Raw genomic sequence first — 17,978 nt, forward strand, 5'->3', positions numbered from 1 at the left:
AGGCCTCCGGATCATCCGATCCCAGAGGGGAATCGCAGTCTAGAATGCTCCATTTTGCAGCCGCTCGGGCTGCATTTCTTTTCCGACTCTTACCACTTGAGGACGCCCTCCATGACCACCACGCCCTCCGGCCTGCAATACGAAGACACCACCGTCGGCACCGGCGACGCCGCCAAGCCCGGCCAGTACGTCACCGTCCATTACACCGGCTGGCTCTACCAGGACGGACAGCAAGGCGCCAAGTTCGACTCGAGCAAGGACCGCAACGACCCGTTCGTGTTCCCCCTGGGCGCAGGCCATGTGATCAAGGGCTGGGACGAAGGCGTGGCCGGCATGCAGGTCGGCGGCAAGCGCACGCTCATCATTCCGGCCAGCCTGGGCTATGGCGCACGTGGCGCCGGCGGCGTGATCCCCCCCAACGCCACGCTGAAGTTCGACGTCGAACTGCTGGGCGTCCAGGGCTGATCCCCGCCCCGAGGGCATCCGTGCGATGCCCTCCCGTGCCGCACGCTGCGGCACGTCGCTGCCACCGCCCGCCTCGGCGCTGTGGCAGCGCCCCTGCCTGACCTGCCTGGCCGCGCTCTTGAAATCACCGCCGCGACCCCTAGGTTGAGAGCTGTCTCTTCTTTTTATTTCCGTTCCAACCATGTCAGACCTCGAGAAAAACCCGTCTGCAGCCGCGCCCGCCACCGAGGCTCCTGCTGCCGCGGACGCTCCTTTTTCCCTTGAAGAAGCCGAGGCCGCGCTGGCCGCCAACCAAGACGAGCTGGCCACCCTCACCGGCCAGATCGATGCCTTGAAGGCCAAGAACGCCGAGCTGGCCGACCAGGTCCTGCGCGCGCAGGCCGACGCCCAGAACACCCGCCGCCGGGCCGAAGAAGACGTGGCCAAGGCCCGCAAGTTCGGTGTCGAGAGCTTCGCCGAAAGCCTGCTGCCCGTGGCGGACAGCCTCGAAGCCGGCTTGGCCAGCGGCAACGCGACCATCGAGCAACTGCGCGAAGGCACACAAGTCACGCTCAACCAGCTCAAGCAGGCCCTCGAGCGCAACAAGGTCATCGCCATCGAGCCGGCCGCCGGCACGCGGTTCGATCCGCACCAGCACCAGGCCATCTCGGTGGTGCCGGCCCAGCAGGACCCGAACACCGTCGTCGCGGTGCTGCAGAAGGGCTACCTCATCGCCGACCGCGTGCTGCGTCCGGCGCTGGTGACCGTCACCGCACCGGCCTGATCGGCCTCGACACATCGATCGAAAGAAACCCGACAGCGCCGCGGCCCTCTTGAAAACGAGTCCCGCAGCCGCAGATCGGATTCAGACTGAACCTTTTAGATACTGGAAAAAACATGGGAAGAATCATCGGCATCGACCTGGGCACCACCAACTCCTGCGTGGCTGTGCTTGAAGGCAACACCCCCAAAGTCATCGAGAACTCCGAAGGCGCGCGCACCACGCCGTCCATCATCGCCTATCAGGAAGACGGCGAAGTGCTGGTCGGCGCCTCGGCCAAGCGCCAGGCGGTCACCAATCCGCGCAACACGCTGTACGCCGTGAAGCGCCTGATCGGCCGCAAGTTCACCGAGAAGGAAGTGCAGAAGGACATCGACCTGATGCCCTACACCATCGCGGCCGCCGACAACGGCGACGCCTGGGTGGAAGTGCGCGGCAAGAAGCTCGCACCGCCCCAGGTCAGCGCCGAGGTGCTGCGCAAGATGAAGAAGACTGCCGAGGACTACCTGGGCGAGCCCGTCACCGAAGCCGTGATCACCGTCCCGGCCTACTTCAACGACGCCCAGCGCCAGGCCACCAAGGATGCCGGCCGCATCGCCGGCCTCGAAGTCAAGCGCATCATCAACGAACCCACCGCGGCGGCCCTGGCCTTCGGCCTGGACAAGCAGGACAAGGGCGACCGCAAGATCGCCGTGTATGACCTGGGCGGCGGCACGTTCGACGTCTCCATCATCGAGATCGCCGACGTGGACGGCGAGAAGCAGTTCGAAGTGCTGTCGACCAACGGCGACACCTTCCTGGGCGGCGAAGATTTCGACCAGCGCATCATCGACTACATCATCGGCGAGTTCAAGAAGGAACAGGGCGTCGACCTGTCCAAGGACGTGCTGGCCCTGCAACGCCTGAAGGAAGCCGCCGAAAAGGCCAAGATCGAGCTCTCCAACAGCACGCAGACCGACATCAACCTGCCCTACATCACCGCCGACGCATCGGGCCCCAAGCACCTGAACCTCAAGCTCACGCGTGCCAAGCTCGAATCGCTGGTGGAAGACCTGATCGCCCGTTCGATCGAACCCTGCCGCACCGCCATCAAGGATGCCGGCGTCAAGATCACCGACATCCAGGACGTGATCCTGGTGGGTGGCCAATCCCGCATGCCCAAGGTGCAGGAGAAGGTCAAGGAGTTCTTCGGCAAGGAACCGCGCCGTGACATCAACCCCGACGAAGCCGTGGCCGTGGGTGCCGCGATTCAGGGCCAGGTGCTGTCGGGCGACCGCAAGGACGTGCTGCTGCTGGACGTGACGCCGCTGTCCCTGGGCATCGAGACCCTGGGTGGCGTGATGACCAAGATGATCGGCAAGAACACGACCATCCCGACCAAGTTCGCACAGACCTTCTCGACCGCCGACGACAACCAGCCGGCCGTGACGATCAAGGTGTTCCAGGGTGAACGCGAGATCGCTGCCGCCAACAAGGCACTGGGCGAGTTCAACCTCGAAGGCATCGCTCCGGCTGCACGCGGCACGCCGCAGATCGAGGTCTCGTTCGACATCGATGCCAACGGCATCCTGAACGTCAGCGCCAAGGACAAGGGCACGGGCAAGGAAAACAAGATCACCATCAAGGCCAACTCGGGTCTGTCGGAAGACGAGATCCAGGCCATGGTCAAGGATGCCGAGCTGAACGCCGTCGAGGACAAGAAGAAACTCGAACTGGTGCAGGCCCGCAACCAGGCCGAAGCGCTGGTGCACAGCACCCGCAAGGCGCTGGGCGAGCACGGCGACAAGCTCGAGGCGGCCGAGAAGGAAAAGATCGAAGCGGCCATCAAGGACACCGAAGAAGCGCTCAAGGGCGAAGACAAGGCCGTCATCGAAGCCAAGTCGACCGCCCTGCTCGAAGCCAGCCAGAAGCTGGGCGAGAAGGTGTATGCCGACGCGCAGGCTACCGCTGCAGGCGCCGACGGCGCCACACCGGGCGCGCAGGCTGCGTCCGCACCGGCCGACGACAATGTCGTCGACGCCGAAGTCAAGGAAGTGAAGAAGGACTGATCCTTCATGTGATGCGCCAAGGCTGGACGGACCCTTCACCGGGTCTCTCCAGCCTTACGCGCTTATGAAACCCTGGCGACCGCGCACGACCTGTGCGGCCGCTCCACCGAATCCGGGCACGCCACGATCCCGTCCGGACTCCCGCACACAGCAGCAAGCAGCAAGTCAGCCATGGCCACCAAACGCGACTATTACGAGGTTCTGGGCGTCGCCAAGAACGCAAGCGACGACGACATCAAGAAGGCTTATCGCAAGCTTGCGATGAAGCATCACCCCGACCGCAACCAGGGCGATGCCGCCAAGAAAGCCGAAGAGCAGTTCAAGGAGGTCAAGGAGGCCTACGAAATGCTCTCCGATGCCGACAAGCGCGCAGCCTACGACCGGTTTGGCCATGCGGGCGTGGACCCGAACATGCGCGGCGGCATGGGCGGCGGTGCCGAAGGCTTCGGCGGTTTTGCCGAGGCGTTCGGCGACATCTTCGGCGACGTCTTCGGTGGCCGCGCGGGCGGCTCCCGCGGTGGCCGCCAGATGTACCGCGGCAGCGACCTGAGCTACGCCATGGAGATCACGCTCGAGGAAGCGGCTGCCGGCAAGGACACCCAGATCCGCATCCCCAGCTGGGACGACTGCGACACCTGCCATGGCTCGGGCGCCAAACCCGGCACCAGCCCCATCACCTGCACGACCTGCCATGGCGCGGGCTCGGTGCAGATGCGCCAGGGCTTCTTTGCCGTGCAGCAGACCTGCCCGCAGTGCCATGGCACCGGCAAGATCATCCCCGAGCCCTGCACGGCCTGCCAGGGCCAGGGCAAGATCAAGAGCCACAAGACGCTGGAGATCAAGATCCCGGCCGGCATCGACGAAGGCATGCGCATCCGCAGCGTCGGCAACGGCGAGCCGGGCTCCAACGGCGGACCTCCGGGCGACCTGTTCATCGAAGTCCACATCAAGAAGCACGACGTGTTCGAGCGCGATGGCGACGATCTGCACTGCCAGGTCGCGGTGAGCGTGACCACCGCCGCGCTGGGTGGCGAGATCGAAGTGCCCAACCTGGGCGGCTCGGCCAACATCGACATCACCGAAGGCACGCAGAACGGCAAGACCTACCGCCTGCGCGGCAAGGGCATCAAGGGCGTGCGCTCGAGCTACCCGGGCGACCTGTACTGCCACATCCTGGTCGAGACCCCGGTCAAGCTCACCGAGCACCAACGCAAGCTGATCAAGGAACTCGACGAGTCGTTCAAGAAGGGCGGCGCCAAGCACAGCCCCTCGGACAAGAGCTGGTTCGACAAGGCCAAGGACCTGTTCAGCTAAGCCCGTGCGCGGGCGTCCCCGCCGCTTCGAGCACCGGGGACGTCTGGCAGGACCCGGCCGCCGCCCACTCTAGAACAGGCTGCCCTGCTCCACGCCGGGCGCAGCCGCCCGCTGGTGCCGGCGTGGCCGATCCGCCGGGGCGATCTCCGGCGACAGCCACTGTTCGACCGTTTCCATCTGCGCCGCGTCCATGCCCGAAGCGGCGTAGTAGGTGCGCCGGTTGGCCAGCACCTTCTGCACCCGCTCGAGCAGCAGATGCATGCCGTCGAGCTTCAGGCCCCACTGGCGTCCGCCGGCCAGTGCGTTGGCCAGCGAACCGATACGGCCAAGCTCCCCTTCCCAGCGCTGCTCGCCGACACCCGGCCCGATGTGCAGGCTGTGCCGGCCGTGGCCCGGCTGCGTCACCACATCGAACAGCGGCGCCAGGCGAAAGCCGTCGCCCGATCGCACGAACGCGTGGTTGCGGGCATGGTCGTCGGTATTGCGCACCAGCACGTTGAAGACCATGCGGGCGAACAGTTCGCCCATGTCGCGCGAGAAACGCACGCTGATGTGGCGGGTGATTTCGGCAATGCGGCCATAGGAATGGAGCGACGCACCGCGCGCCATGTCCATCTGGCGCATGTCGAAAGTGGCCGGCGGCGAGATCAGGGATACGGCGCTCAACGCATGCAGACGGCGCTTGACGCCAGGCTCGCGGTCGAAGCGCCGAACCAGCAGCGCGGCCTCGCCGTCGCCCAGTTCGACGATCTCGGTCTGCGGCACGGTCATGCCGATCGCCCGCGCCATTTCGAGATTGGCCCACTCCACCCGCTGCCGGCTGTACGACTCGCGTCCGCGCGGAAACTTGGCCACCCATTCGACGCCGGCCTTGTCGCGCACGACCGCCTTGGGACGGGCGCCGCCCATATCCCACGAGCGGACCAGCCGTTGCAGACCTTGCGGCTCGGCCCTGCCGCCGGCGATGACGGCCTGAGCGGCCTGGTAAAGCGCCGGCAGATCGTCGAGCCCCGGCAGGTCGAGGGGCTCGAGCGCCGGCACCGTACCGGGCGGGGAAAAGACCAGCGCCCCCAGTCCCGAGCCTTTGCCCAGGCTCAGCACCCTACCCTCGGGCAGGGCATGTCCGGGCGTGCCTTCGCTCAAGGCCATCAGCGTGCGGCCCCAGGCGTCGGGCGTGGCATCGAACAGCGCGCCCAGCAGATGGTCGCGGTGGCTGGCCACGTAGGGCCGGGCCGTGAGCGGCAGGTTGATCGGATCGAGGGCAAATGCCTGTCCGGCCCGAGCCGCTTCGATCCAGCTGTCCGCATAGGTGAATCGGGCCTGGAAATCATCGGACTCGGCCAGATCGAGATGGCCGGCCAGGACCGGCCCCTCGTCGAGCACGGCATACACATCGACCAGCGGTGCGACCACCTTGTCGCGGATCTTCTTGCGCGAGACGTTCATTGGCGGCCTCGCGTCGGCCGCAGGGCCGCATCGAGGGCCCGGCCTTCCGGATCGGCATGGGGATCGCCCAGCGCGAACAGCTGCTCGGCAAAGCCGTACAGCAGCAAGGCCTGCGCATAGGCCCCCATCGCCACCTTGGGCGAACCGGCCTCGAGGCGGCGCCAGGTGGAGCGGGCCACGCCGATACGGGCTGCGGCGACGGCCTCGGTCTCGCGGCGGCGCAGGCGTGCCGTGCGCACGTTCTCGCCGACGGATCTCAGGGCGGTCAGCGCCTGCACGGACACCGCCGCGCCTGACGACCCCGCCTCGAGAATGTCGAACCCATCTTGACTCATACCCTCATCAACCTCAGATTTTTGCCGTGACCCGATCGGCGGCGGCAACGCCGCCGCTGTGAAAAGCCGGGCCGGCCCCTGCCGCATGTCCGATCTGCGAGCCAGAATCCTCGATTATGTATCGCACAGGGTGCATCGTGCGCCTTGCGCAGGCGGAATCGTCCGCCAATCGCCGATCGGCTTCCGATCTTCAGGCGGTCGGCAGCACCCTCGCCACCCGCCGGCTGCGAAAAATCGACAGGCCCAGGGCAGCGATGAACACCAGGGACAGGATGACCACGACCGTGGGCGCCGGCGCGCTGTCGATGAAAAAGCTGAGATAGACCCCGCCCACCGCCGCCAGCACCGCGATGGCCACGGCCACCAGCAGCATCACGCCGAAGGTCCGGGTCAGCAGGAACGCAATGGCGCCCGGGGCAATGAGGAGCGCGATGGCCAGGATGATGCCGACCGCCTTGAGCGCCCCCACCACCGCCAGCGAAACCGCCGCCAACAGGCCGTAATGCAGCAAGCCGACACGCAGACCCACGGTGCGGGCCTGGATGGCATCGAAGGCATGCAGCAGCAGGTCGCGCCACTTGAAGAGCACCCAGCCGCCGATGACGGCAGCGATGATGCCGCTTTCCCACAGATCGGGCACGCCCACGCCGAGGATGTCGCCGAAGAGGATGTGATCGAGGTGGACGTCGCTCTGGATCTTCACGTAGAGCACCAGGCCCAGCGCGAACATGCCGGAAAAGACGATGCCCATGACGGTGTCCTGCTTGACCCGGCTGTTGTCCTTGAGATAGCCGGTGGCCAGCGCACAGAACATGCCGGCCACAAAGGCGCCCACGGCGAACGGCAGGCCGATCATGTAGGCGATCACCACGCCGGGAAAGACCGCGTGCGAGATCGCATCGCCGATCAGCGCCCATCCCTTGAGCACCAGGAAACACGACAGCAGCGCCGTGGGCACGGCCACCAGCACCGCGATGGCCATGGCATAACGCATGAAATCGAACTGCAGGGGGGCCAGCAACAACTCGGCGTTCATGACTGCACACCTCCGGCCAGCGGTTGGCGGGCCGGCGGCACGGTCAGCGCCAGCCTGGCCTTGCGCCGTGCGGCCAGCACCCCATGCTTGGGCGCCAGCACAAAAGCCAGCAGGAACAACGCCGTCTGCAACAGCACGATGATGCCTCCGGTCGCGCCGTCCAGGAAGTAGCTGGCATAGGCGCCGACGAAGCTGCTGCCCACGCCGATCGCCACCGCGATCAGAATGACACGCAGGAAGCGGTCGCTCAGCAGATAGGCCGTGGCTCCCGGCGTGACGATCATGGCGATGACCAGAAAGGCCCCGACCGTCTGCATCGCCGCCACCGTGCAGGCCGACAGCAGGGCAAAGAACAGCACCTTCAGCAGCGTGGTGTTGAGGCCGATCGAACGGGCGTGCGTCTCGTCGAAAAAGGTGACGAGCAGATCTTTCCACTTGGCCAGCAGCACCCCCAGCGACACGATGCCGATCAGCGCCAGCTGCAGCGTGTCGGCCGGCGTGATGGCGAGCACATTGCCCAGGACGATGGTCTGGATGTTCACCGACGTGGGCGACAGCGACACCATGAACAGGCCCAGGCCGAAGAAGGAGGAAAAGATCAGGCCGATGATGGCGTCTTCCTTGAGCCGGGTTCGCTGGTTGAGAAACATCATCGCCCCTGCCGCCAAGGCGCCGGAGAAAAAAGCGCCCAGAGAAAACGACAGCCCGAGCATGTAGGCCCCGGCCACCCCCGGCACGATGGCATGCGACAAGGCATCGCCGATCAGCGACCAGCCCTTGAGCATGAGGTAACACGACAGGAAGGCGCAGACGCCCCCGATGAGCGCCGACACCCACATGGCATTGACCATGTAGCCGTACTGAAAAGGCTCCAGCAGAAGCGACATCATGGGTTCTCCGTTGCCTCGCGGCGGTCGGCGTCTTCGCGCTCCTGCTCGTGCTGGGCGCGGCCCCGGATGGTGGAGCGGCCGTCGCGCAGCACCAGCGGCCGTTCGTCGTCGGTGATGATGCCCATGATCGAGCCGGCTTCCACGCCGTCCTGGCCCGGCAGATCGAAGTGGCGCAGCACGCCGCCGAAAGTCTTCTCGAGATTGGCCCGCGTGAACACCTCTTGCGTGAGGCCGTGGGCCAGCACCGTGCGGTTGAGCAGCACGGTGCGATCGCAGAACTCGGGCACGCTGCCGAGGTTGTGGGTCGACACCAGCATCACGCGGCCCTCGTCGCGCAAGACCTTGAGCAGTTCGATGATGGCGTCCTCGGTCTTCACGTCGACGCCGGTAAAGGGCTCGTCGAGCAGGATGACTCGTGCGTCCTGTGCGAGGGCGCGGGCCAGGAACACGCGTTTTTTCTGGCCGCCCGAGAGCTCACCGATCTGGCGGTGGCGGAAGGCGGTCATGTTCACACGCTCGAGCGCCTGGTCCACGGCCTGCCGGTCGGCCTGGCGGGGCATGCGCAGGAAACCCATGTGGCCGTAGCGCCCCATCATCACCACGTCCTCGACCAGCACGGGGAAGTTCCAGTCGACCTCCTCGCTCTGCGGCACATAGGCCACCCGGTTGCGCCGCATGGCCGACCGCACCGACTGGCCCAGCACGGCGATATCGCCCTGGGCCATGCGCAGGAAACCCATGATCGCCTTGAACAGCGTCGATTTGCCGCTGCCGTTGACACCGACCAGCGCCGCGATGGTGCCGGCGGGAATCTCGAAGCTGGCGTCCTGCAGTGCGGTGTGACCGTTGCGGTAGGTCACCGTCACGCCGCGGACCGACAGGCCTGCGGGCGATTCTTCGGCAAGGGCCTGCGCGGCAGCCGGCAGACCCGGTGCAGCGTTGTGGGACGGGCCGGTGTGTTTCATCGTGTCAGCGCCTGGGCGATGGTTTGCGAGGTGACGCGCAGCATGTCGAGGTAGGTCGGCACCGGACCGGAAGGTTCGCTCAGCGAATCGACGAACAGCACGCCGCCGTAGGCCGCACCGGTTTCGCGGGCCACCTGCTGCGCGGGCGCCGGCGAGATGGTGCTTTCGCTGAACACCGCCTTGATCTTGTTCTTGCGCACCGCATCGATCACCTTGCGCACCTGCTGCGGCGTGCCCTGCTGATCGGCATTGATGGGCCACAGATACAGTTCACGCAGGCCGAAGTCGCGCGCGAGATAACTGAAGGCGCCCTCGCTCGTCACCAGCCAGCGCTGGCTTTCCGGCACGGCGGCCAGTTGGCGGCGGATGGGCTCGATGGCCTGGGCGATGCGCTGCTTGTAGGCCTCGGCATTGGCCTTGTAGACGGCGGCGTTCCTGGGATCGTGACGCACCAGTGCGTCGCGGATGTTGTCCACATAGACTTCGGCGGCGCTGGGCGACATCCAGGCATGGGGATTGGGTTTGCCGCTGTAGGGGCCTTCGGTGATGCCCATGGGCTTGATGCCTTCGGACACCACCACGCCCGGCACGTTCTTGAGGCGCTGGAAAAATTTCTCGAACCAGAGCTCGAGGTTCAACCCGTTCCACAACACCAGTTGTGCCCCCTGCGCCTTCACGAGATCGCCGGGCGTGGGCTGGTAGTTGTGGATTTCGGCGCCGGGCCGGGTAATGGATTCGACGATGGCGGCATCGCCTGCCACTTCGCGTGCCATGTCGGCGATGACGGTGAAGGTGGTGATGACCTTGAACTTGTCCTGCGCCAGGACGGCCTGAGGCGTGGCCAGCCCCAGCGAGGCTGCCGCGGCCAGGGCTCCGGCCAGGACACGGCGACGACGAAATAAACCAGACATACGGAACTCCAGGTTCATGGAATTTGGAATGGGATGACGCGCGGTCGGGATCCGGTGGCGGCAGCTGCCTGAACCCATGACCAAATATAGCACAGGCTATATCTAATAGCATTAGCCATACCCTATGACAGGCATAGCTCACATCGGTGAAAATACGGTCTGTAGACGGCCCGCCCTGCGATGACTGCGGGCCTATTTGGAGAATAGATGAGCACACTGCAAACCTCAGCCAGGCCAAACGCCGGCCTGGTCGATGCCTCGGTTCAGGTCGAGAGCTTCCGCCAGGCCCGCGAAGCACGCCGGCAGGAGCGCGTCGACGATTACGTCGAATTGATTTCGGACCTGATCCGCGACACGGGCGAGGCGCGTCAGGTCGATATCGCCGCGCGCATCGGCGTGGCCCAGCCCACCGTGGCCAAGATGCTCAAGCGCCTGGCCGAAGCCGGCTACGTGGTGCAGAAGCCTTACCGCGGCGCCTTCCTGACCGAAGAGGGCGAACGCCTGGCCGAAGCCAGCCGCAAGCGCCACCAGTTGGTGGAACAGCTGCTGCTGGCCGTGGGCGTCGATGCCGACTCGGCACGGCGCGACGCCGAAGGCATCGAACACCACGTCAGCGAAGCCACGCTCGAAGCCTTTGCCCGTTTCCTGGCCCAGGGCGGCCACCCGGCGGCGCTGGCCTGATACGCCTCCGCCGGTCTTTCCCCGTCAATCGATCCGGCAGGCGTTACCGCGCCTTGCCGCCTGGTAGAACCCCGACATGCAAACCCCCTCTTCATCCCTGATCTTTTCCGATGTCGGCATCGTGGGCGCCGGCGCCATGGGCCGCGGCATCGCCCAACTGGCGGCACAGGCCGGCAGCCGCGTCTGGCTGTACGACACGTCGTCCCACGCGGCGGAACAGGCCCGCACCGCGCTCGATCACCAATGGCAGTCGCTGGTGGCCAAAGGCCGCCTCGCACCCGACGCCGCTCAGGCGTACCTGGCCCGCGTGTCGGTCGCGCAAGACCTTCAGGCCTTTGCACCGTGCACGCTGGTGGTCGAAGCCGCCATCGAACGGCTGGACATCAAGCAGCACGTCTTTGCCGATCTCGAACGCATCGTCTCGGCGGAAACCGTGCTCGCCACCAACACCTCGTCGCTGCCCATCACGGCCATCGCCGCACGGCTCAAGCGTCCGCAGCGTTTCGCGGGCTACCATTTCTTCAACCCCGCTCCCTTGATGAAAGTGGTGGAGGTGGTGCGCGGCCTGGCGACCGAAGACAGCGTGTGCCAGTCGCTGGCCGACTACGCCCGCCAGATGGGCCATACGCCCGTGCAGGCACAGGACACCCCGGGGTTCATCGTCAACCATGCGGGCCGGGGCTACGGCACCGAGGCTCTGCGCATCGTCAGCGAAGACGTCGCCGATTTCCAGACCATCGACCTGATCCTGCGCGAGCAGGCGGGTTTCAAGCTCGGTCCGTTCGAGCTGATGGACCTCACCGGGCTGGATGTCTCGCACCCCGTGATGGAGTCGATCTACCGCCAGTACTACGACGAACCGCGCTTCAAGCCGAGCGTGATCACGGCCCAGCGCCTGAGCGCCGGCCTGCTGGGCCGCAAGAGCGGCGCAGGCTTCTATGCGTACGACAACGGCCAGGCCCGACTGGCGCCCGAGCCCGCCGTGCCCGAGGTCGCCACGCTGCCGCCGGTCTGGGTCTCGCCGCGCGCCGCACGCCGGCCCGAGTTGCTGCAGTTGCTCAAGAATCTGGGTGCCACCCTCGAGACCGGTGCCCATGCCAGTGCCCACGCGCTGATCCTGGTGGCCCCGCTGGGCTTCGACGTCACCACGCTGGCCGCTGTCGACCGGCTCGATGCGACCCGGACCCTCGGCATCGACATGCTGGTCAGCGACGAGGTCACGCGCCGCCGCGTGCTGGCCACCAATCCGGCCACACGGCCCGACATGCGCCGCGCGGCCCATGCACTGTTTGCCCGCGACGGCAAGGCAGTCAGCGTGATCCGCGACAGCGGGGGATTCGTGACCCAGCGCGTGCTGGCGACCATCGTCAACATCGCCTGCGACATCTGCCAGCAAGGCATCTGCAGCCCGCAGGACCTCGACACCGCCGTCACCCTGGGGCTGGGCTATCCGGTCGGCCCCCTGGCGCTGGGAGACCGCTACGACCCGTCGAGCGTGCTCGAGATCCTGTTCAACCTGCAGACGGTGTACGGCGATCCGCGTTACCGCCCTTCGCCGTGGCTGCGCCGCCGCGGTGCGCTGGGCCTGAGTCTGCTGCAGCCCGAAGCGGACTGATCATGTTTGCCTGACAATCGAGTCCGGCCCCAGTCATCAAAACCAGAGGAGACCTATTCCATGACATCCGCAGCGCCACGCGCCGAACTGTTCGTACACACCCACGACGGAGTGGGTGAAAGCCCGGTCTGGTCCGTACACGACCAACGGCTCTGGTGGTCCGACATCGAGGGCCAGCGCATCCACGCGCTGAACTGGTCGGACCGCGAGGTGCGGACATGGTCGGTGTCCGAACAGACCGGCTGTATCGGACTGCACGCGGGCGGCGGACTGATCGCCGGCATGTCGACAGGCATCTTCCACTTGCAACTGGCCGCCGACGGCAGCGTGAAGGCGCAGAGCCTGCACGAGGCCCGCCATGCGCAGGACAACATGCGTTTCAACGACGGCCGCGTCGACCGCGCCGGGCGTTTCTGGTCCACCACCATGGTGCGCAACATGGGATTGGCCGCGCCCGAGGGTCACCTCTACCTGACCACCGGCGCGGACGGCACCCGCGATGTGCTCGGCGGTTTCATCACCCCGAACGGCACCGCGTTCAGCCCCGACGGCCGCATCATGTACATCTCGGACTCGCATCCCAGCGTGCAGAAGGTCTGGGCCCTGGATGTGGCGGCCGACGGCTCGCTGAGCGGCCGGCGCCTGTTCATCGACATGAATGACTACCCCGGCCGCCCCGACGGTGCCGCGGTCGACGAGGACGGCTGCTACTGGATCTGCGGCAACGATGCGGGCCTGGTGCACCGTTTCACACCCGAGGGCCGGCTCGACCGGTCGATCCAGGTGCCCGTCGACAAGCCCGCCATGTGCGCCTTCGCGGGCCCCCGGCTCGATACCCTGGTGATCACGTCCATCCGCCCCCCGCAGCCCCCTGCAGGCCAGGAGGCGCTGGCCGGTGCGGTGTTTGCCGTGGTGCCGGGCGTGAAGGGTCTGCCCGAAGTGCCCTACCGCGGCTGAGCCGTTCGCCACGGGGGTCGTCAACGGGACGACGCCGGCGATTGCAGCAGCTTGTCCTGCTGCTTGCGGACGTCGTCCTTGACCGTGTAGCGATAGGTGTTGTTGGCGACCACAAAGTCGTTGAAATGCCCCGCGAAATCCATCGCGATCAGGAAATTCCTCACCAGGCCCTCGCCTTCCGGAGAGCGGTAGAACGCCAGCCGTTGCGCCAGAGAAGCCTGCTTGAGAAACTGCTGCAGGGTCTTGGCCTCGGGACCTGCCCCCTTGGGGGGCGGACCACTCAGCAGGGCATCGATGTCGGCGGCTCTCGGCAAGAGCATGCCCTGCTTCTTGTCGAGCCAGGTCTTGACCGCGAGCCGGCTGAGCGCCACCGGGGCATTGTTCAGCATGTAGCCCAGGAACCCCGATTTGTCGATGTAGGCATCCGCGTTTTCATAGGCCGGCCGGATCTCGCCGTCGCTGGTGTGAACGGGTTCGTGCGCAAGCGAAGGCAACCGTGCCACGCCGCCCTCGAACGGCGGATCGTATTGTCCGAGCGGATTGTCCAGCATCAGATTGCGCATCTGCGACAACTGAGAGCTGATGGGGTCCACGCCATCGGCCCCCAGGAACAGCTTGGCGGTCTGGGCGTCGTCGCCCAGCAGGGCCTGGAACTTCGACACCGCGAGGTCGGGGGCAATGCTGTTGCGGCCCGGTCCGATCTCTTCGACGGCGAACCATTCCTTGAACAGCTTCTTGGCGAGAATGGCCCGGGCTCCCACATCGTTGCCGTAGACCATGTGGTCGAACTGCGTGGCAGTGGCCATGCTACTGGCCGTCAAACCGCCGCCCACAGACAGGCCCGGCGCGATCGGGACCGAAAAATTCAACGCCGTTCTTTTCTGGCTCTCGACTTGCTTTCCCTGCGCTTCGTAAGCCAGGAATTTTCGGCCTCGATCCGCCGAGCTGTATTGCTGCCACTTGGACTGGCCATAGTCGGAGGTGTAATCCCAACCGCCGGTCAGACTGCGGAACAAGGCTTGAACCACCGCTTTCGGCCCCTGCGACGTATCGGGCCGGAGGCTGTACGTGGTCTTGTTGTAGCGCTTGACCGTGGTGATCCCCGTCTGCCCAGGGTCGGTGTAGTCGAAGGGCGTGGTGGTGACCTGCTTTGTCTTCTGCAGGCCGCTTCCGCCCAGGTACTTCGGTCCGCCGACCAGGGGCACGAAGTTGTCGCCGAACTTGGGCGGCACGGCCAGCGACTCGCCGAATGCGTTGGGCATCGACGCCCCCGAATTGGCAGACTTGACCGTGGTGGTGGTGGTCTGTCCATGCTCGCGGTTGTCGAATCCGCGCCTGAAGCCCGAGTTCTTGACCAGCGTGAGCCTGTGGAACGGCAACGTCTCTGCATCGAGCTCGTCGTAGAGCATCTTGGCGACCTGCTCGTCCAGCGGCTTCGGTTTCGAGACCGGCGGATGGGCCAGTGCGTCGAGGGCCGCCGTCGAAGCCAGGTCCGTCTCGGCGGGCTTCTGCATCGTGCCGGTCTCGCGCGGTGCGGACACCCTGAGCGGCGCGCCGGAGGCGGGCGCCTTGCCCGCATCGTCGAGCAGTGCCCGGACTTTCAGCGCACCGGCGACGGCCGAATAGACCTCCTCGATGGTGGCCACTGCCATTGCGATGTCTCGGTCTGCGGTCGTCGTTTTGGTGCGGCTGTTGCTGCCGGTCATGCCCATCAGCTCGCTGTCCGAAAAAGAAAGACCGAAGCCGTATTCATTGAGCTTCTTGATGGCGGTCCGGACCTGCGGCAACGATGCCCGCTTGATCGCTTTGTCGTTCTGCACGGCAAAACGATTGATGCGGTTGACGGCCTCCATGAGATCCCGGTGCAGAGCCACCGCGTTTTCTCCCGAGTCCGGTCCCAGCGCCAGGTGCTGACCCCGGGCCATGCCCATCTGCATCATGGCGTTCGCGATGTCGTGGGTCTCGACACCCAGGGCCTGGGCAAGCGGCCGGGCGACGACCTTCATCAGGTTCTGGCTGGCTTCGGTGTACTCACGGATGTACTTGGCCGACAGATCGACGCTTCCGGTGAGAGCCGGATCGAACGCGTTGTGCGGCAGCTTTGCAGATTCCGTGGTTCGGTGCGTCCAGGTCTTCGAGCGCATGGCCTCCATGTCGACCGAATAGGAAAGCAAGGGCACACCCAGCTTGAATTGACCCTGGCCCGAGACCTTGCCGTAGACGACTTTCGAATTCTGGTCGCGCGTGATCCACAAGGGTTTGGGAAGCAGCTTCGGCAGCATGGCCATGCTGTCGGGCTTGGCTTGGGCGCTCTCCGGCATGAACTGCACGGCAAGCGGCCGAGACCCGCCGTACAGCGACTCGAACGCCTTGCCCTCGACACCCGCGCGGGCGTAGGCATCCAGGATGTTCGATTCGTTGTCGTAGCCTCGCTGCAGGCGGCGTTGCGTCACCCCGGCCAGGGCCCCCGTGTCCAGGCGGCTGGGCGAGACCAGAAAACCGGTCAGCCCACTGTCCTTGTATGGTTTGGACGATGCGGACTCGCTGCCCGACGGCTCGACCATGTTGACGAGCAGAAGCACGCCATGCGCATCTGCCGGTGTCGAGTTCAAGGTGGCGTGTTGATCGATCTGCCGTGTGGCGCCCCCTTCGATGCGCAGGGCGGCAGACGCGCCGAGTCCGACATCCAGCGATTTGGCCAACAACGGCAGCTTCGGGATGTCGACCCCCAGGCCGACCTGTCCCCCCGCACTCAGGTTGCCCCCGATGACGCCCATCTTGCTCATCATGAAGTTTCCGTCGTTGGTTCTGGCCAATTCGGTGGTTCGTTTGTACGCCATGCCCGCTCTGACGTCTGCCGCTGCACGAAAGCCCATGGCGCTGTGAAACTGAGGCACGGTCATGCCCTCGAACGAACTGGACGACGAACCGCCGAACCCCAGCCGGGTCACGGCACTCACCCCGATGCTGTTGCTTTCACTGACGCCGCCGCCCGGCATGACCAGCCGTTTATCCTTGAAATCAGGGGGCGAGTATTTCAGGATCTCCGACAGCTCCCGGGTCACCCTGGCCACCTGATGATTGGTCTGGCTGTTCTGATACGCCTTTTTTTCAGCGAGCCGCAGAGACTCGAGCCGGCCTTTGCGTTCACGCGTGTCGGCACCGAATGTCAGCGCCTTGCTCCAGCGGGCGGCCGACTCCAGCCGGGCATGCCCATCGGCAATGATGCGGGTCGCCTCGACGTTCGCATTCCGGATCCGCATGGCGTTCCCGCCATCGTCCGCCCCGGGCCGCAAAGAGGCCTCGAGCGAGTTTTTCAAGGCATGCAGTTTTTTTGCCGTACTGCCGGCGCGATCGCCGATCGATCCGCCAAATGCCGTGACCAGGGGACTCAAGTCTTTCTGGCCGACATTCAGGCGTGCGATTTCATTGAACACGGCAATGTTTCGGTCCAGGAATGATGGGGAAAGCGGTCCGTCGACAGGCGATGCGTCGGCGACGGTGTTGCGCTGCGGCAGCGGGGTCTCGGCAAGGTCGACCGGTTGCGACGGGTCGGTGAGCCGTCTCCGTTCAGGCGCGCTGTTGGTGCTGCCGTATCCGGAATCGCTCGACGACGAACGAGACAAGGTGCTGGATGACTCCGTGCGGACGGGCGGCGGGGCCGGATCACGCCGGATGTTCGGATCCGGTTGATTGACGAGAATCGTGGTGACATAAGGCCCCACCGGTGTCCGCTCGGCCGACTCAACGGGATCGACCGGGATTTTCCCGAGCTCGATGACAGTGACATAGGGGCCTCGTGCGGCCGTGCCCGTTCCGTCCCCGGGCTGCCCGGGAGTTTGCACGGCCCCATCCGGATGTTGGGCGGTCTGCGAGGGGTCTCCGGCAACCGGACGGTTCTCGCCCTCGCGAACAGATGCTTGAGCAGCGGGCTGCCGGCCCGATGCACCGGGTCCCAAGGGGTCGGCACCGATGCTGCCGATCTGATCGCCGCGCACCGGCGTGAGTGGACTCAGCAGGTACCCGCTCCGCCCATCGGCCAGTTTCTGTGGCGGCTTGAAGGACGAAGGGGGCGGTGCATCGGGTGTGTTCGCCGGGGACTGCGCCCCCTTGCCCGAGGTCTTGCCAGGCGCCTTGCCGGCAGACTTTCCGGTGCGCGGATCCGAGATCGTGAACACCATGTCGGTGCTCGCCACATGCTCGTTCTTCGTCTCCTTCGTCAGATCCCCGGCCTTCGACTTCAAGGCTCCTTCCACACCGCCCTCCGAGCGGTAGCCCTCCAGCAGCACCCCCGACGACTGCGTGCTCTTCTGGCTCCACTGCTCGACCCTCGAGCCCTCCACCGTCGCCGACGGCAGACCGCTGCGGCCAAAGCCCACGTTGGCGCTTCCCGACCCCCCGTCCTTCTCCCGGTAATCCTCCAACTCCACCGCCTTCGTCTTGCCCTCGGTCGTCAGGTCGCCCTGCCGGCTCTTCGATCCCAGCGTCGCACCCGTCAACTGCGTGTCCCCCGCCACCCGACCATCGAGCCGATCCTGCGCCTCGATGCCCGAGC

General features: G+C 65.8%; 14 protein-coding genes. 7 read left to right on the plus strand and 7 right to left on the minus strand.

Annotated elements, in window-relative coordinates; translation table 11 throughout:
- The first annotated feature begins 111 nt into the window (after window positions 1–111).
- The 4 genes from EC845_RS06185 to dnaJ all read left to right on the plus strand — a co-directional run bounded on the left by EC845_RS06185 (window position 112) and on the right by dnaJ (window position 4,587).
- The gene (locus EC845_RS06185; protein WP_123296283.1) at window positions 112–465 is read left to right on the plus strand and encodes an FKBP-type peptidyl-prolyl cis-trans isomerase; all 354 of its coding nucleotides are present in this window, start codon (window positions 112–114) and stop codon (window positions 463–465) included.
- A 181-nt stretch (window positions 466–646) separates the two neighbouring features.
- Window positions 647–1,228 (plus strand): nucleotide exchange factor GrpE, encoded by a 582-nt coding sequence (gene grpE, locus EC845_RS06190; protein ID WP_123296284.1) that lies wholly within the window; start codon window positions 647–649, stop codon window positions 1,226–1,228.
- Between the two features lie 113 nt (window positions 1,229–1,341).
- Complete coding sequence (gene dnaK, locus EC845_RS06195; protein ID WP_123296285.1) at window positions 1,342–3,273, plus strand: molecular chaperone DnaK; 1,932 nt, start codon at window positions 1,342–1,344, stop codon at window positions 3,271–3,273.
- A gap of 171 nt (window positions 3,274–3,444) precedes the next feature.
- Window positions 3,445–4,587 (plus strand): molecular chaperone DnaJ, encoded by a 1,143-nt coding sequence (dnaJ, locus tag EC845_RS06200; protein WP_123296286.1) that lies wholly within the window; start codon window positions 3,445–3,447, stop codon window positions 4,585–4,587.
- A gap of 69 nt (window positions 4,588–4,656) precedes the next feature.
- Here dnaJ and EC845_RS06205 read toward each other — a convergent pair whose 3' ends face one another.
- The 6 genes from EC845_RS06205 to EC845_RS06230 form a co-directional block, all read right to left on the minus strand.
- Entirely contained in the window at window positions 4,657–6,033 is a 1,377-nt protein-coding gene (locus EC845_RS06205) for a type II toxin-antitoxin system HipA family toxin (RefSeq protein ID WP_123296287.1), read from the minus strand.
- Window positions 6,030–6,368, minus strand: coding sequence for a transcriptional regulator (locus EC845_RS06210; protein ID WP_233597942.1), 339 nt, complete (start codon window positions 6,366–6,368; stop codon window positions 6,030–6,032). Before EC845_RS06210 ends, EC845_RS06205 begins: the two co-directional genes overlap by 4 nt.
- 190 nt (window positions 6,369–6,558) lie before the next feature.
- Window positions 6,559–7,404, minus strand: a complete 846-nt coding sequence (locus EC845_RS06215; RefSeq protein ID WP_123296288.1) for a metal ABC transporter permease — start codon at window positions 7,402–7,404, stop codon at window positions 6,559–6,561.
- Window positions 7,401–8,294, minus strand: a complete 894-nt coding sequence (locus tag EC845_RS06220) for a metal ABC transporter permease (RefSeq protein ID WP_123296289.1) — start codon at window positions 8,292–8,294, stop codon at window positions 7,401–7,403. The genes EC845_RS06215 and EC845_RS06220 overlap by 4 nt, the downstream gene beginning before the upstream one ends.
- Window positions 8,291–9,259, minus strand: a complete 969-nt coding sequence (locus tag EC845_RS06225) for a manganese/iron ABC transporter ATP-binding protein (protein ID WP_123296290.1) — start codon at window positions 9,257–9,259, stop codon at window positions 8,291–8,293. The genes EC845_RS06220 and EC845_RS06225 overlap by 4 nt, the downstream gene beginning before the upstream one ends.
- On the minus strand, window positions 9,256–10,170 hold the full coding sequence (locus EC845_RS06230) for a metal ABC transporter substrate-binding protein (RefSeq protein WP_123296291.1): 915 nt from the start codon (window positions 10,168–10,170) through the stop codon (window positions 9,256–9,258). The genes EC845_RS06225 and EC845_RS06230 overlap by 4 nt, the downstream gene beginning before the upstream one ends.
- 207 nt (window positions 10,171–10,377) lie before the next feature.
- On the opposite strand from EC845_RS06230, the gene mntR reads away from it, so the two are divergent.
- From mntR to EC845_RS06245, 3 genes are all read left to right on the plus strand, one after another.
- Window positions 10,378–10,851 (plus strand): manganese-binding transcriptional regulator MntR, encoded by a 474-nt coding sequence (gene mntR / locus EC845_RS06235; protein ID WP_123296292.1) that lies wholly within the window; start codon window positions 10,378–10,380, stop codon window positions 10,849–10,851.
- Window positions 10,852–10,927: 76 nt separating this feature from the next.
- Entirely contained in the window at window positions 10,928–12,466 is a 1,539-nt protein-coding gene (locus tag EC845_RS06240) for a 3-hydroxyacyl-CoA dehydrogenase (protein ID WP_123296293.1), read from the plus strand.
- Between the two features lie 60 nt (window positions 12,467–12,526).
- The gene (locus EC845_RS06245) at window positions 12,527–13,423 is read left to right on the plus strand and encodes an SMP-30/gluconolactonase/LRE family protein (RefSeq protein WP_123296294.1); all 897 of its coding nucleotides are present in this window, start codon (window positions 12,527–12,529) and stop codon (window positions 13,421–13,423) included.
- Window positions 13,424–13,443: 20 nt separating this feature from the next.
- Here the strand turns inward: EC845_RS06245 and EC845_RS22330 are convergent.
- Window positions 13,444–17,978 (minus strand): hypothetical protein (locus tag EC845_RS22330; protein ID WP_158615640.1); only part of this gene is annotated, 4,535 nt, incomplete at its 5' end.

It is taken from the genome of Comamonas sp. BIGb0124 (assembly GCF_003752175.1).
Taxonomy (GTDB): domain Bacteria; phylum Pseudomonadota; class Gammaproteobacteria; order Burkholderiales; family Burkholderiaceae_C; genus Comamonas_F.

Coding starts and splice junctions, on each gene's coding strand:
- grpE (WP_123296284.1), top strand. CDS start 647: ATGTCAGACCTCGAGAAAAACCCGTCTGCAGCCGCGCCCGCCACCGAG.
- EC845_RS06215 (WP_123296288.1), bottom strand. CDS start 7,404: ATGAACGCCGAGTTGTTGCTGGCCCCCCTGCAGTTCGATTTCATGCGT.
- mntR (WP_123296292.1), top strand. CDS start 10,378: ATGAGCACACTGCAAACCTCAGCCAGGCCAAACGCCGGCCTGGTCGAT.
- EC845_RS06185 (WP_123296283.1), top strand. CDS start 112: ATGACCACCACGCCCTCCGGCCTGCAATACGAAGACACCACCGTCGGC.
- EC845_RS06230 (WP_123296291.1), bottom strand. CDS start 10,170: ATGTCTGGTTTATTTCGTCGTCGCCGTGTCCTGGCCGGAGCCCTGGCC.
- EC845_RS06240 (WP_123296293.1), top strand. CDS start 10,928: ATGCAAACCCCCTCTTCATCCCTGATCTTTTCCGATGTCGGCATCGTG.
- EC845_RS06220 (WP_123296289.1), bottom strand. CDS start 8,294: ATGATGTCGCTTCTGCTGGAGCCTTTTCAGTACGGCTACATGGTCAAT.
- EC845_RS06225 (WP_123296290.1), bottom strand. CDS start 9,259: ATGAAACACACCGGCCCGTCCCACAACGCTGCACCGGGTCTGCCGGCT.
- dnaJ (WP_123296286.1), top strand. CDS start 3,445: ATGGCCACCAAACGCGACTATTACGAGGTTCTGGGCGTCGCCAAGAAC.
- dnaK (WP_123296285.1), top strand. CDS start 1,342: ATGGGAAGAATCATCGGCATCGACCTGGGCACCACCAACTCCTGCGTG.
- EC845_RS06205 (WP_123296287.1), bottom strand. CDS start 6,033: ATGAACGTCTCGCGCAAGAAGATCCGCGACAAGGTGGTCGCACCGCTG.
- EC845_RS06210 (WP_233597942.1), bottom strand. CDS start 6,368: ATGAGTCAAGATGGGTTCGACATTCTCGAGGCGGGGTCGTCAGGCGCG.
- EC845_RS06245 (WP_123296294.1), top strand. CDS start 12,527: ATGACATCCGCAGCGCCACGCGCCGAACTGTTCGTACACACCCACGAC.